At 68.1% G+C, this 14,441-nt stretch carries 13 protein-coding genes; 6 read left to right on the forward strand and 7 right to left on the reverse strand.

The features are described 5' to 3' along the window. Positions 1-11 precede the first annotated feature (11 nt). Positions 12-635 carry an NUDIX hydrolase gene (locus AABA78_RS11845; RefSeq protein WP_338263070.1) on the forward strand — a complete coding sequence of 208 codons (624 nt, stop codon included), beginning with the start codon at positions 12-14 and terminating at the stop codon, positions 633-635. A gap of 126 nt (positions 636-761) precedes the next feature. Further along, positions 762-1,685: a methyltransferase gene (locus AABA78_RS11850; protein ID WP_338263071.1), complete on the forward strand. Its 924-nt coding sequence runs from the start codon at positions 762-764 to the stop codon at positions 1,683-1,685. Between the two features lie 8 nt (positions 1,686-1,693). On the opposite strand, the gene AABA78_RS11855 is transcribed toward AABA78_RS11850, so the two are convergent. From AABA78_RS11855 to AABA78_RS11870, 4 genes are all read right to left on the reverse strand, one after another. Continuing rightward, on the reverse strand, positions 1,694-2,299 hold the full coding sequence (locus AABA78_RS11855) for a hypothetical protein (RefSeq protein ID WP_338263072.1): 606 nt from the start codon (positions 2,297-2,299) through the stop codon (positions 1,694-1,696). 3 nt (positions 2,300-2,302) lie between these two features. Beyond that, entirely contained in the window at positions 2,303-4,711 is a 2,409-nt protein-coding gene (locus AABA78_RS11860; protein ID WP_338263073.1) for a BamA/TamA family outer membrane protein, read from the reverse strand. Positions 4,712-4,844: 133 nt separating this feature from the next. Next, entirely contained in the window at positions 4,845-6,200 is a 1,356-nt protein-coding gene (locus tag AABA78_RS11865) for a sigma-54-dependent transcriptional regulator (protein ID WP_338263074.1), read from the reverse strand. Continuing rightward, the gene (locus AABA78_RS11870) at positions 6,197-7,429 is read right to left on the reverse strand and encodes a sensor histidine kinase (RefSeq protein ID WP_338263076.1); all 1,233 of its coding nucleotides are present in this window, start codon (positions 7,427-7,429) and stop codon (positions 6,197-6,199) included. Before AABA78_RS11870 ends, AABA78_RS11865 begins: the two co-directional genes overlap by 4 nt. 113 nt (positions 7,430-7,542) lie before the next feature. Between AABA78_RS11870 and AABA78_RS11875 the strand changes: the two genes are divergently transcribed. The 4 genes from AABA78_RS11875 to AABA78_RS11890 all read left to right on the forward strand — a co-directional run bounded on the left by AABA78_RS11875 (position 7,543) and on the right by AABA78_RS11890 (position 11,464). After that, positions 7,543-8,940 (forward strand): serine hydrolase domain-containing protein, encoded by a 1,398-nt coding sequence (locus tag AABA78_RS11875; RefSeq protein ID WP_338263077.1) that lies wholly within the window; start codon positions 7,543-7,545, stop codon positions 8,938-8,940. A gap of 57 nt (positions 8,941-8,997) precedes the next feature. Continuing rightward, the gene (locus tag AABA78_RS11880) at positions 8,998-9,771 is read left to right on the forward strand and encodes a hypothetical protein (RefSeq protein ID WP_338263078.1); all 774 of its coding nucleotides are present in this window, start codon (positions 8,998-9,000) and stop codon (positions 9,769-9,771) included. A 121-nt stretch (positions 9,772-9,892) separates the two neighbouring features. Then, the gene (locus tag AABA78_RS11885) at positions 9,893-10,285 is read left to right on the forward strand and encodes a hypothetical protein (RefSeq protein ID WP_338263079.1); all 393 of its coding nucleotides are present in this window, start codon (positions 9,893-9,895) and stop codon (positions 10,283-10,285) included. Between the two features lie 84 nt (positions 10,286-10,369). Then, positions 10,370-11,464, forward strand: a complete 1,095-nt coding sequence (locus AABA78_RS11890; protein WP_338263080.1) for a DUF4062 domain-containing protein — start codon at positions 10,370-10,372, stop codon at positions 11,462-11,464. 17 nt (positions 11,465-11,481) lie between these two features. Here AABA78_RS11890 and AABA78_RS11895 read toward each other — a convergent pair whose 3' ends face one another. Genes AABA78_RS11895 through AABA78_RS11905 form a run of 3 tightly spaced genes read right to left on the reverse strand, consistent with a single transcriptional unit; the run spans position 11,482 to position 14,438 of the window. Continuing rightward, positions 11,482-11,904, reverse strand: coding sequence for a hypothetical protein (locus tag AABA78_RS11895; protein WP_338263081.1), 423 nt, complete (start codon positions 11,902-11,904; stop codon positions 11,482-11,484). After that, positions 11,901-12,950, reverse strand: a complete 1,050-nt coding sequence (locus AABA78_RS11900) for a virulence RhuM family protein (protein ID WP_338263082.1) — start codon at positions 12,948-12,950, stop codon at positions 11,901-11,903. Before AABA78_RS11900 ends, AABA78_RS11895 begins: the two co-directional genes overlap by 4 nt. A 15-nt stretch (positions 12,951-12,965) precedes the next feature. Further along, on the reverse strand, positions 12,966-14,438 hold the full coding sequence (locus AABA78_RS11905) for an MBOAT family O-acyltransferase (RefSeq protein WP_338263083.1): 1,473 nt from the start codon (positions 14,436-14,438) through the stop codon (positions 12,966-12,968). Between the last annotated feature and the right edge of the window lie 3 nt (positions 14,439-14,441).

The raw sequence follows: 14,441 nt of genomic DNA on the forward strand, positions 1-14,441 counted from the left end.
AGGGGGAGGTCGTGCGTGTGCAGGCCCTGTTCGATGCGCTGGAGACGCGGCTGAAGGCGAGGCCGGCGCGGACCTTCGAGTGGAAGGGCCGGGCGCTGCGAGAGGCCGCGGTGCTCCTGCCCCTGTTCGAGCGGGAGGGCGTGCCCTACGTGGTCTTCACCCGGCGGCCCGCCACCCTGCGCACGCACGCGGGACAGTACGCGTTCCCGGGCGGCGGCCAGGAGGCGCGGGACGTCACGCCGCTGGAGACGGCGCTGCGCGAGAACGAGGAGGAGCTGGGCATCTCGCGCGCCAGCGTGCGGGTGCTGGGCCTGCTGGACGAGACGCCCACCACGTCCGCGTACCGCATCCGTCCCTACGTGGGCGTCATCCCGGGGGACGGCAAGTACGTGCCGAACCCGGTGGAGGTGGACCTGGTGCTGGAGGTGCCGCTGGTGCGCCTGCTGGACCCCGCCATCGTCCGCGTGGAGCGGCACCTCTGGGAGGGGATGGAGCACGACGTGCACTTCTACACGCACGGCGAGCACGTCATCTGGGGCGCCACGGGGCGCATCCTGCGCAACTTCCTGCAGTTCGTGGCGGAGGTGCCGGGCATCCAGGGGCTCCCAGCCGCTCCCCCGCCTGCCGGGCACTGAGCCCCGGAGCCCCTGCGGGCGGGCGGTCCGGACGGGAGGACGTCTTGTCGCCCCGGAGGGAAGGTCCCACGTTGAGGGACACACCCTTCGAAGGGACGGGACGTGGACGGTGGCAATGGGTACGGGGTGGCAGAGGTGAGGGAGGCCGCGCTGACCGCGTTGGGTGAGGCCCTGCGCGCCACGGGCTATGCCTTCACGACGGTGACTCCGGAGACGCACCGGCGGGTGAACGCGCGGCCGGGGGCGAAGGAGGCCCATTCGCTCCGGGACGTGTTCGGGTGGAGCCGTCGCTTCGGGCCGGGCGTGGTGGAGCCTCGGATGCTGGCGCTGCTGGAGCAGGCGGGCGCGCTGGTGGAGTGCGAGGACGGGACGCACCGGAGCCGGGTGCGGTTCTCGACGCTGGGGTCGGGGCTGTATGTCCATTCCGCGTGGCCCACGTCGGAGAAGGACGCGGTGTTCTTCGGGCCGGACACCTACCGGTTCTGCGCGCTGCTCCAGCGGGTGCCGGGCACGTTCCGGCGCGCGGTGGACCTGGGCTGTGGCTCCGGAGCCGGGGGCCTGTCAGTGGCGGCGCGGAGCGCGGAGGTGGTGCTCGCGGACCTGAACCCGTTGGCGTTGGACTACTCCCGGGTGAACGCGAGGTTGAACGGCGCGCACGGGGTCGAGGTCGTGCATTCGGATCTGCTGCGGGACGTGTCCGGCCGGTTCGACCTCATCATGGCGAACCCGCCGTACCTGGCGGACACGGACGGGCGCACGTACCGGGATGGCGGCGGCACGCACGGCACGGAGCTGTCGGTGCGCATCGTGTGTGAGAGCGTGGAGCGCCTGGAGCCGGGCGGCACGCTGGTCCTCTACACGGGCGCGCCAGTGGTGGACGGCGAGGACCTGCTGCGCACCGCGCTGGAGCCGGTGTTGCGGAGCGCGCCCCTCGAGGACGTGGTCTACGAGGAGCTGGATCCGGACGTGTTCGGCGAGGAGCTGGAGAAGGAGCCCTACGCGGGCGTGGAGCGCATCGCGTTGGTGGCGCTGACGGCCAGAAGGCGCTGACCGCTGGCTCAGGGCTGGCGGCTCACGTCGCAGCGGGCGGAGGCCTTCCTTGCGAGGTCCTCCGCCACGGAGCGCAGGAGGCTTCCGAGCAGCGGGGGACGGGCTTCGGTGGTCGCTTCCGAGGCTGTCTCCTGGGTGAGCCAGCGCGCCATGCGGCCCAGGCTGGTGGCCGTCACGACCTGGAGCCGCACCTCCACCTGGACGACGAAGTGCTCCTCCGCGTCGGGCCTCGCATCCAGCGTCCAGGCCACTCGCTCCAACTCCAACGTGCCCACGCCTCCTGTCAGCTCCCGTCCGTCCAGCAGATAGCCCGCGCGGGTGAAGGCGAGCACCTGGGTCACTCGCGCATTGTCCACGTGCGCGTCGAACCAGAAGGCGCGGCGGCGCCAGAGCGTCAGCTCCACCTCCAGCTTCCCCGCGAGGCCCAGCCGTACCAGCCGGTCCAGCTCCGGGGAGATGAAGGCGCGCGCCTCCGGCCGGACCATCACGCGCCTCCCGGCGAGCGTCGCGGTGCAGGCGGCGGAGGCCTCCTCCGCCCGCGCTCCGGACGCGAGCAGGCCCGCCGCGACGACGAGCGCCGCGCCACGCCTGCTCTTTGTTCCGTGCCTTCCCATGGCTCAGAAGGTCCGGTTGAACAGCAGCCGCGCCTCGGGCGTGAGCCGGGCCTTGTCGTCGATGCGCCACGCGGCTTCGAAGCGCACGTCGTCACCGAAGTGGAAGCTGCCGCCCAGGCCCAGCTGCGCGTTCGACCACGCCGACGCGGCATGCACCGAGCCCAGGTCCGCGAAGATGCCCAGGCCGTGCCAGCGGTACTCGGCGCTCGCCAGCACGGAGCTGTCGCCCCCTCGGAACTCCTTGAAGCCGAAGCCTCGCAGCGCGGTCCAGCCGCCCAGCGCCTCCTGCTTCTGGAGGGGCAGGTCGTGCCCCGTCGCGGCCCGCAGGCGCAGGCTCAGGCCCGTGTGCCAGTTGACCGGCAGGTCCATGGCGACGTCGCCCACCAGCTTCCAGAAGCGCGTGTCCGCGCCGTCCGCTCCCGGCCCTTCGCCCACCTCCAGCGTCACGAAGCCGCGCAGCGTGGGCTCGCGCTTCCAGCCTTCGTGGCGCTCGAAGAGGGTCGTCTCCGGCGTGCGGAAGAGGGATCCCACGCGCGTGCCACGCTCCGCCGCGCCGCTGTACTCCAGCCGCACCACCGCCGAGCGGAAGCGTCCCTCGTTCACGGGCGCGTTCGGGAACGGCGGGTCGTCGCTGCGGAAGAGGCTGAGCGGCGGGGTGAAGGACTGGAGCGAGCTGACCGTGTCCCCGCGCACCTCCACGCCCGCGAGCCACGACCGCTGCCAGCGCCAGGTGGCGAAGGCCATGAAGCCCTGACGGCGGAAGTAGTCCCGGTCCGGCCGGTTGATGAGGAACGAGTAGAAGTACGAGTCGAAGTCCCCCAGCCGCCAGCGGTCCAGCGTGTCGATGAAGTCATGCACCTGCGCGCCCAGTTCCTCGATTCCCAGCGCGGGCAGCTGCACCTTGGCGCCGCCCAGCAGGTTGACGCGGCGCTGACTGCTCGTGCCCTCCGGATCACCCGGCAGATGCTGCCCACCCAGCCGCAGGGGGATGAAGAAGGCCCCATCCAGCGTCGTGTGCACCCGGTCCTTCGAGTCCCAGATGCGCAGGTTCGCGGAGAGCCCCGGGGCGAAGCCCGTCACCTGCGTGTGCACGGGCAGCAGGTCCACGTCCAGGTCCGGAGGACGGGGACGCACGTGCACGATCAGCCGCTTCCCCTCCAGCGTGAGGCCTTCACTGTGGGCATCGTCTCCGTCGTGGAACAGCCGGTGCCAGCCCACCTCGAACTCCACGCGCTCGTGGCGCCGCGACTTGCGTGCGGCCTCCTCGCGGGTGCTGTAGCGGCGCGTGCCGTCGGCCTCGCGCTCCTCGACGATGCGCACGGTCGTGCGCTCCTCGCGGGAGTCATCGCGGTCCTCGGCCTGGAGGAACGGCAGCCGCGACTCCATGCGCTCGACGGCGCGGCGGGCGTCGCTTCGGAGGAAGACGTCGCCGGGCTCCAGGCTCAGGGCCTCGCGCACGCGAGCCGCCATCGCCTCGTCCACGCCCCGCACCTCCACGGCCTCCAGCCGGCCCTCGTCCACGGTCACGACGAGCCGTCCTTCGGGAGACAGCGTCGCGCTCACCGTGGCCAGCAGGTAGCCCTCGTCCTCGCGGAGGGTCTTGAGGATGCGCTCGAGCGCGGCGTCCAGGCCTCCCAGCATGATGCCGGGGCGGAACGTTCCGTCCTCCCGCCGTGCCAGCCAGGTCCGGGGCGGGCGCGGCGCAGGGCACGGGCTGACGACCCGCAGCGTTCCATGGCGCTTGTGGATCCGCAGCGTCGCGACCTGCTCCTGCGTGTCGTCGTCGTCGGGGAAGCGGGAGGGCAGCTCAAGCAGCGCGTCCCAGAGGTCGTCGGGACGGAGGTCCTGAAGGCCCGCGAACTCCACCGACGTGAGCGTGGGGTTCTCCTCCAGGGTCACTTCGAGCACGGCCGGTCCCTGCTCACTGACGCGGACGCGGGGCTCCACGCGGGCGAAGAGGCCGGTGCGCGCCAGGCGATGCAGCAGGGGCTGCACTTCGCTGCCCGTCAGGGCGCGTGAGGCGTCCGCGGGAGGTGCCCCCACGAGCTTGCGGACCTGCGGATCCGTGAGCCGCTGGAGTCCGCGAAGCTCCAGGCTCGTGGGCGTGAGTCCCTGGCCGGCGACCTCGACCTGCATGGCCCCGAGGACCGTGGAGTCCGCGAGGTCTCCCGCCTCCTCGTTGAAGCCCTCCGGGCACGTTGGATATCCGGAGTCCTCCGAGCCGGCTGTGTCTTCAGGTGGAGTGTCGGTCGCGGACGCGGTGGAGCTGGCTGCCTCCGGTGAAGGAGGCGGCGCGGTGACGGCGGCGGGAGCGTCGGAGGTGCCGGCCTCCTGTGGAGGTTGGGCCTGGGCCGTGAGCGAGACGAAGCAGAGCGCGAGTGCGAGACGGTTCATGAGCAGCGGCAGGAGCATGGGCCGTTCCAGGCGGGGGCTCACGGCAAGTGCCCGGAACGACGAGGGGCGAGCAGGCGGGCGGATGTCATGGACACATCCGGATGTATCGGGCGGTTGTGGCCGTGACATCGCCCGTCCTCCGCGCGGGGTCTCAGGAGTCGATGGGCAGGTCCAGGGCCTTGATGCGCCGGTAGAGGTTGCCCCGGTCCACCTGGAGGAGGCGCGCGGCCCCGGCGATGCTCGCTCCTTCGCGGAGCGCGGCGCGGATGAGGTCCCGCTCGAAGTCCTCCACGTGCTCGCGGTAGCTCTTGTCCCCCAGGGTCCTGCGCGGTGCGGGCGCGGCGGCCGTCGGTGCCGCCACCGCGTCCGGACCCAGCTCCAGGGGACCGTCGCCCCGGAGCAGGTTCAGCCGTTCGATGACGTTGCGCAGCTCGCGCACGTTGCCGGGCCACGGATAGGCGCGGAGCGCGGCCTCCGCTCCCGGCGCGAGCACGAGCGGCGTGCGGGGCCCCGCGAGCTCCGCGGCGAAGACTCGCGCGAGGGGCAGCAGGTCCTCGGGGCGCTCGCGCAGCGGCGGCAGGTGCAGCGGCAGCACGTTGAGCCGGAAGAAGAGGTCCTGCCGGAAGCGGCCGTCCTTCACCGCGCGGCCCAGGTCCTGGTGCGTCGCCGCCAGGATGCGCACGTCCACGGACACCGGCAGCGTGCCGCCCAGCCGCTCCACCTGACGCGTCTCCAGCACGCGCAGCAGCTTGGCCTGGAGCTCCAGCGGCATGTCTCCCAACTCGTCCAGGAACAGCGTGCCGCCCTGGGCCTGCTCGAAGCGGCCCGCGCGCCGGGCGACCGCGCCGGAGAAGGCGCCTCGCTCGTGGCCGAACAGCTCGCTCTCCAGCAGCGTCGCGGGAATGGCCGCGCAGTTGACCGCCACCAGCCGGCCCTTGCGCCCGGAGGCCTTGTGCAGCGCCTGCGCCACGCGCTCCTTGCCGGTGCCCGTCTCGCCGGTGATGAGCACCGCCGTGTCGCTGGGGCCCACGCGCGCGATGAGCTGGCGCAGCGACTCCATGGCCGGGCTTTCGCCCACCAGGTTCCCCGGCTGGGCCAGCGCGTCCAGCAGGCGCTCCCGCTCCTCGCGCAGCGCTCCCAGCGCCAGCGCGTTGTGCAGCGCCGTGAGGAGCCGCTCGGGGGAGGGGGGCTTCTCCACGAAGTCCGTGGCCCCCAGCTTCAAGGCCTGCACCGCTTCGGAAGGGGAGGCCTCTCCGGACAGGACCACCACCGGCACGGGCAGTGGCTTGGGCAGACGCGCCAGCAGCTCCAGGCCCGTCTCGCCCGGCATGCGCAGGTCCAGCAGCATCAGCGCGGGCGGCGCGTCCGGCGCTTCGAGCAGGCGCTGCGCCTCCGCCGTGGAGCGGGCCTCCACGGGAGAGAAGCCTCCGTCTTGCAGCAGTCCACGCACGGCCCGGAGGACGCCGGGGTCGTCGTCGACGATGAGGATGCGGGCTCCGGGCTTCATGCGGCCACCTGGGCGACGTCGGAGGAGGGGACTCGCGGCAGCACCACCTGGGCTCGCGTGCCACCCTGGGGGCCCGGCTCCAGGCGCAGGCTGCCGCCGTGCTCGTGGGCGATCTTCTGCGCGATGGGCAGGCCCAGCCCGCTGCCTCCGGGCTTGGTGCTGAACAGCCCCCGCGTGAGGACGGGCCCCTCCAGCACTTCAGGGACGCCGCTGCCGCCGTCGCTCACGGTGACGTGCACGCGGCCGTCCTCCGCTGCGTGCAGCGCCACGTGGACGGGCGGGGCGCCGGGTGGAGAGGCCTCGGTGGCGTTCTTCACCAAGTTGCCGAAGAGGCGGCGCAGTCCGTCGGGGTCCGCGCGCAGCGACACCTCCTCGCCCGGGTCCAGCACCACGGGCACCGGGGAGTTGCCCGCGTACAGCGCGCACACCTCCGCGAGCAGGGGACGCAGCGCCACGTCCTGGAAGCGGGGGGCAGGCAGGCGCGCGAAGGTGGAGAAGCTCTGGGTCATGCGCATGAGCAGGTCCACCTCCTCCTGGAGGAGCGCCACCGCTTCGGCGAGGCGCGTCGGGTCGGGCGGGGTGCTGGCATCCCGCGGAGACAGACGCGCGAGCGAGAGCCTCATTGCCGTCAGGGGATTTTTCAGCTCATGGGCGAGCGCCCGCGCCACGTCCTGCCACGCGGCGATCTGCTCGGCGGCCTTGAGGTGCTCGCGCTGGTCCAGCAGCTCCTGCCCCATGCGGTTGAACTGGCCCAGGAGGAACTGGAGCTCGTCGCGCGCGGGTTCGGGGACGGGCAGGCGGACCGACAGGTCTCCGCGCGAGTAGGCCCGCATGCCTTCCAGGAGCGTGGCCATGGGACGCGTGAGGACGCGGCCCAGGAGCACCGCGGACACGGCCAGCACGACGGCGGCGATGGCGCCCACGCCCACGATGAACACGGGCACGCGGCGCACCAGGGCCCGCCGCGCCAGCTCCGCCTGCGCCAGGTTCAGCCGGGCCTCGTCGAGCGCATCCGGGGGCAACCCCCGGCGGGTCAGCTCGTCGGACACGCCGTCCAGCACGCCCTCCACGGGAGCGATGGAAATGGAGAGCACGCGCTCCAGCACGCCCTGGGCGAGCGCCCCCAGCAACGCCAGCGGGATGAGGCCCGCGAGCAGCATCACCGCCAGCAGGCGCCGGCGGAAGCGGAACGGAGGCGGCGGTGGGTCCATCGGCGGTGCACGGCGCATGGCACGCCGTTCATATCGCGGCGAGCCAAGGCCGTGGCCGTGCATCGTTCACGCGGATGGAGACTCCTCAAGGGATGCCACGGCCCATGAGGGGCCGGACGTCGGGAGTCCCCATGCGCAAATCCTGGAGGTCGTTCGCGTTGGCCGTTGTCTTCTGGGGGGTGGCCCTTCCCGCGCGGGCCCATGACTCGCTGCGCGAGCGCATCGACGCGTACGTGCGCACGGAGCAGAAGCGGCTGGGCGTGCCGGGGCTCGCCGTGGGTGTGGTGAGCCATGGACGGGTGGTGCTGGCGAAGGGCTATGGCTCCGCGAACCTGGAGCACCAGGTCCCGGTGGGGACGGACACGCTCTTCCAGTCAGGTTCGCTGGGGAAGATGTTCACGGCGACGGCGCTGATGCTCCAGGTGGAGGCGGGGCGCGTGTCGCTGTCGGACAGCGTGACGAAGTACTTCCCGGATGCGCCCGCGACGTGGAAGCCCATCACGGTGCGCCACCTGCTGACGCACACGTCCGGCGTCCAGGACCTGGAGGGGCAGCTCGACGAGCGCAAGGACTACACGGATCAGCAGTTCGCGGAGTTCATCTACGCGCTGCCGTTGGATTTCCCGGCGGGGCTGCGGTGGCGCTACAGCAACTCCGGCTACGTGCTGCTGGGCATCCTGGTGAACCGCGTCGCGGGCATGACGTATCAGGAGGTGCTGGGGCGTCAGGTCTTCAAGCCCGCGGGCATGAAGACGGCGCGCGGTATCAGCGAGGCGGACGTCATCCCGAACCGCGCGGCGGGCTATCAGTGGGTGGGCGGCGTGGTGAAGAACCAGCAGTGGGTGTCGCAGTCGTTGAACACGACGGGGGACGGGGCGCTCTACTTCTCGCTGAAGGACATGTTGGCCTGGGAGGAGGCGGTGTCGGAGCGCGCCATCCTGACGCGGGACAGCTGGCGGGAGATGTTGTCGCCGGCGAAGTTGAACAGCGGTGCGACGTATCCGTACGGCTTCGGGTGGGAGGTGCTGGAGCGCAACGGCCAGCCGCTGCATCAGCACACGGGAGCGTGGCAGGGGTTCCGGACGGCCTATTCGCGCTTCCTGGGGGACGAGCTGTCCATCGTGGTGCTGGCGAACCTGGACCGGGCGAACCCGTCGCAGTTCGTGGAGGGCATCGCGGCCATCGTGAATCCGGCGCTCGCCGTGCCGCCGCTCAAGCCCATTCCGGATACGGAGCCGCAGGTGACGGCGATGCTCACGGCGCTGCTGGAGAAGACACGGCAGGGCGCGTGGGAGCCGTCCATGTTCGCCTACGTTCCGGACGGGTACGTGGCGAAAGCCGGTCCCCACTTCGAGGCCTTGTTGCAGGAGCTGGGGCCCGCGGGGCCGCTGGTGCTGGCGAAGCGTGAGGCGAAAGGCGACGACCGCATCTACACGTACCTGGTGCAGTTCGGCGCCGCGACCTGGCGCTACCGGGTGGGGCTGACCGCTGATGACCGGGTGACCTTGTTCACCCTCCAGGCGAACTGAGGCGGTCAGGTAGACTCGGCGGGACAGCGCGTCCCGCCGAGGCGCCGTGGGGTTCCAATGTGGCGCATCCTTCTCCTGGCTCTTGGCGTCGTGCTGGCCTGCACGAGTTCCAGGCTCTACTACCTGCGAACGGAGTTGCCCTTCCTGGATGACGATCCCAACCTGGCGGTCGTCCCTGGTCCCTGGAAGCATCCGGACGTTCCGGTCGTCCTGTCGAATGCGGCAACCATTCCCGATGATCTGGTGCTTCCGGCCCTCAAGGCTCTGATGGCCTTGCCTGGGGCCGCGGATGCGTGTGATCCGAACACGAGGCGGCAGAGACGGGATGCGGTCGAATACTGCGTCTCCATCTACAAGACGCCGCAGGATTGGCGCGTCTCATGGCCCATCCGGAGCTTCGTGGGAGAAGAAGACGGTTGTCGTCCGGCCTATGGCGGCGTGAATGATGAGGAATTCGGACCCGATGTGCCCATCTTCGGGTTCGCTCACAACCATCCCTGCGGAACCCCTGTCAGCAGCCGCGACCTGAAGGTCTTTCCCGCGATGCGGCTGGAGCAAGGCGGATGGGTGGTCGTGACCTATAGCGCGACGCCAAGTGGCAAGCTGATCAGGGACTCACGCGGTGAGCTGGTTCCTGCCTGGGGGTGGCTCGCGACAGGGCACCGGGACTCGCCTCGCTTCTACAAGTGGAATCAGTCCGGACGGATGTACCAGTGGAGTGAGATGCGTCGTGATTGGGAGCTGGTGTCGACCTGCCAACCGGGAACACCTCCAGGACCTCTCAGCCCGCGCGGAGGTCCTCCGGAGTGCATCCCCGCATTGCAGTGGTAGAAGGTTCACGGCTCCAAGCGAGGAGACGTCCATGCTGAGACCCCACGCCCTGTTCCTCCTCGTGTCCCTTCTCCAGGATGGGGGGACGGAGACCGCGGCACCCCGGCTCTCGCATTCTGTCGTGAGGAATCCCGCGTTTCCGGCCGCGACGGTGGGCTCGGATGCAGGGGCGCCTGTCTCAACGCACGGGCCCATTGTCGCGGAAGGCATCCAGTGGCCTGACGACCTTCAACCCCTGGCGACGCTGGACGGGCCCGCGGTTCTTGCCGCGCACGCCGCATTGCAGCGGAGGCTCTCCCGCTATCCCAAGGAGTACGCAAAGAGCTGTGCGTTCTCCGCGAAGGGGATGGAAGTCATCGTGGGGGAAGAGCGGGGGATGTACTTCGTCCGCATCAACCCGCGACCCGACAAGTGCGGTTGGGCGCCCGGCACCGTGCTCGCGTTCGACGAATTTGAACTGTACGCCGTCTCGCCCGAGGGCAAGGTGCTGGCGCGCTATCCGTACATGCCCTGAGCGCAATGTTCAGGACCTGAGCTAGGCTGTGAAGGGTGGTGGCTGCGGGTAGCGCGAGACCCGTGATGACCGGAGTCGAGTGGAATGCATCGGAAGCTCCAAATCTTCATTTCTTCGACCTATGTGGACTTGATCGACGAACGACAAGCCGCAGTCGATGCCGTACTGAAGTCAGGACACATTCCTGCAGGCATGGAGTTGTTTGCTGCCGGAAGTAAGAGCCAGATGGAGACCATCAAACGTTGGATTGATGAATCCGATATCTACATGCTTATTCTGGGGAGTCGGTATGGATCTATTGAGCCCCAGTCTGCAAAGAGCTATACGCATATGGAGTATGAGTATGCTTTGAGTATGAAGAAGCCGCTCTTTGCTGTTGTTTTGAGCGAGGCTGCTATTGATAAGAAAGTACAGGTGCTCGGGCGTCGAGTGGTTGAAATGGAGAATCCGAAGGATTTGAAGGATTTTCGTTCTCAGGTATTGAGCCGAGTTTGTCGAATCGTTGAGGACTCTCGCGACATAAAACTGGCTATCCATGAGAGTATTTCCGAACTCGCACGGCGGCATACTTTCAGGGGGTGGGTTTCCGGTGAAAAGGTGGAGGGGCTTGAAGAGTCGTTAAGAAAAGTAGAGGAGTTGCAAAAGGAAAATAATGAGCTGCGGAGAAAGCTGAACAGGAGAGAACCATCCTCCGCAAGATCACATGTTGAAAGTACAGGTGGAGGGCTGGATAGAGACAGACTGGAGCGAACTCTTCGCTCCATGAGGGTCTCCTTTATTCTTGATGGTAGGACTTCTGAACGCAGCGTGTTGTCATGGTTCTATTTCCATCGAGAGGCGTTTGTTCGAGGAGTTGATAATAGCCCTCAGGCCAGCGTGGAGACCTTGTTTATGTATAACAGTGTGGCGCCTGCTCTCGCGATACATGGTCTCGTGGAAGATGAAAAAGTTGCGGGAGTTCGGTGGCGCAGGTTCCGGACAACTAAGGTAGGAAATGAGTTTTTGGCCTACTTGGTTGCCTCTATGTCGGAGTCTACGAATCCTATGCTTGGAGTGCCGCCAAGGCCCAGAATTACGGTTGAGCAAATGGCTGTGACGTCGCCAGGTGTCGCTGGCCCCGGCGGCAATCAAGATGCTGCAAAAACAAGCTCGAAGGTTGGTAAGAAGCCAAAGCCCTGAGTTGAAGTGAGTTGTGTCTAGGGCTGGTAGGGGGAACGCGTGATGTTCCCGTCTGGAGAGATCGCATACAGCTCGAACCAGTCGGTTTCGAGGCCCGTGACACCTGGGCCGAAGCCGGGACATTGGTCCACACGGCGATTGACGCGTGCGAAGTACCAGCCCGCCTCCTGGCCGATGACGACTTCCAGGGCCCGAGCGGAAAAGGCGCACTTGTCCGTGGACTCCTCGGGGAATCGCTTCAGCGCTTCTTCCAGCGCTGCATGCGCGGCCTGGATGGCAGGGCCTTCCAGGGTGGCGAGAGGCGTCAGGTCTTGTTTCGGCCAGGGAATGGCAGCGGGCTCGCTTGGGCCCGACGGACGAGCCCCTGCGCACGCGGTGCCAAGCCAGACAGCGAACGTGGCAAGGACTCCGAGGAAACAGTGTCTGCCGGGCAGCGTCATGACTTCTTCACCCGCTTGCGTCTGGGAGCCGTCGGCTTCTTGAGCTGTCTGGCGACCTTTTCGAATTCGGCATCGACGGCGCGGGGTTTGACGTCGAGCAACGCGTGATAGCGAGCGTATTCCTGCTCGGCCTTCGCCTTGGCGGCCTCAGCGGACACGCTTCCGGCGTGAGTCAGAAGCTGGCGCCCGGAGATCTTCATGAACTCGTCGAGCTTCGTGATCCAGTCGCGCATCGTCATCTGCTTGCGATCCAGGGCCTGAAGCTCGGCGTACTCGATGTACAGGCTCACGATACGAAGGAGGACGGCGAGTTCGCTCTCAGTGAGGTAATTCTTCGCGACGCTGGCGTCCTCCCTGCGAATGATTCCACCGGGACGCGTGCTCCGCATGCCCATGAGTGGTTGGGTGGCATCGGCGCGCTCGTGAATGATCTCCGCTGCGGTGTGGCCATGCGCTGCCCAATGCATCTTGTTCTGCACCGTGGCGAAGAAGCGCTGCGAGGTTTCGACCCGCGGGTCGTAGTCAACGCTGGTTGCGTAGATATCGAGAACCTTCTGGTAGAACCGCCGTTCGGATGCGCGGATCTCCCGGATGCGTTCGAGGAGTTCGTCGAAATAGTCGCGCTGACCTGGACCGGGCGGGTTCTTCAGCCGTTCGTCGTCCAGCGTGAAGCCCTTCACCAAGTACTCGCTGAGGCGGTCCATGGCCCACTGCCGGAACTGCGTGCCACGGTGGCTCCGCACTCGGAAGCCAACGGCAAGGACGGCGTCGAGGTTGTAATGGCGCAGGTTGCGTGTGACCTGGCGGGTGCCCTCCTGGCGAACTTGTAAATACGGCTTACAAGTTGCCGCCTCGTCGAGCTCTCCCTCGGCGAAGATGTCCTTCAGGTGCAGGGTGATGTTCTGCGGAGTCGTCTGGAACAGCTCCGCCATCTGCGCCTGGGTCAGCCAGAGGGTCTCACCTTCGAAGCGGCACTGGATGCGCGTTCGCCCGTCCTCGGTCTGGTAGAGGATGAGCCCGGAACTGCCGCTGGCGTCGTCGGTCATCGGACTGCAGCGTACTCAGAACTGCAGGTACACGTACGGCCGGGTCTCCAGCGTGGACAGCTGGCGAATCCCCAGGCCCAGGAGCACCAGGACCACGGCCCTCGCGGGCGCGGGCAGCTTGAGGAACGCGAGCGCCGCCGTGTCGTAGAGCTTCATCGGGAGCGCGTGCGCGAGGATCGCGATGGCCAGCATGCTCCACATCAGCGGACCCACGTTCGCCAGGCCCGGGATTCCCGCCAGCATCCGCGCGTAGAACTCACCCGCGTGCGCCATGTCCGGCGCTCGGAACACCACGCGCGTCAACACCACCAGCGTGAACGTGGCCAGCATCCCGAACGCCACTCGCACCGGGCCGGGCTCCTGCTGCTTGCCCTTGAACCACCACCAGCAGCGCACCGCGCACAACGCCACGCCGTGCACGCCACCCCAGACCGCGAAGCGCCAGTCCGCCCCGTGCCACAGGCCTCCCAGCACCATCACCATCATCAGGTTGAAACACACCCGCGGCTTCGAACGCCGGTTGCCGCCCAGCGGGATGTACAGGTAGTCCCGCAGCCACGACGACAGGCTCATGTGCCAGCGGTTCCAGAACTCGAACAGGTTCTTCGCCAGGTACGGCCGCGCGAAGTTCTCCGGGAACTTGAAGCCGAACAGCGACGCCACGCCAATCGCGATGTCCGAGTACCCCGAGAAGTCGTAGTACAGCTCCAGCGTGTACGCGACCGCCGCCACCGCGCACTCCGCCGACGAGTACGCGTGCGGACTGCCGAACACCGGATCCACGATGCCGCTGCCCAGCACGTCCGCGATGACCAGCTTCTTCACCAGTCCCACGGCGATGCGGAACAGCGCCTTGTTCCCGTCATCCGATGACAGCGTGGGCACTTCCCGGAAGTGCGCCATCAGCTCCGACGCGCGGACAATCGGCCCGCTCACCACGCGCGGGAAGAACAGCATGTAGAGCAGGTGCTCCACGAACGAGTGCTCGGAGCTCGCCTTCCCCCGGTACACGTCCACCGTGTAGCTGATGGCCTGGAACACGAAGAACGACAGGCCCACCGGCAACAACAGATGGAAGGGCTCCGGCCGCACCTCCACGCCCCACGGTCCCAGCAGCGACGCCACCGTCTTGCGCAACAGCTCCAGGTACTTGAAGCCCGCCAGCAGCCCCAGGTTGGAGACGATGGACAGCACCACCAGCGTCTTGCGCACGCCGGGCCGTTCCGTGCGCCCCATCCCCTTCACCAGCAGGTGATCCACCGTCACGCCGCCAAGGAAGATGAACAGCGGCACCAGCTTCACGACCAGCTCGCCCACGGGCATCCCGCCCACGAACGCGGACAGCGGCACCTGCAGGAATGACACGTAGACCAGCAGGCTGGCCGTGAGCAGCAACAGCATCCGCGGCCAGTAGTGCCGGTGCACCGCCCAGTAGAGCGCGAACACCGCGATGACGAAGACGACGTACTGGAGGCTGTGGGACAGCACGGC

This window comes from Corallococcus caeni (assembly GCF_036245865.1).
GTDB classification, from domain to species: Bacteria; Myxococcota; Myxococcia; order Myxococcales; family Myxococcaceae; genus Corallococcus; species Corallococcus caeni.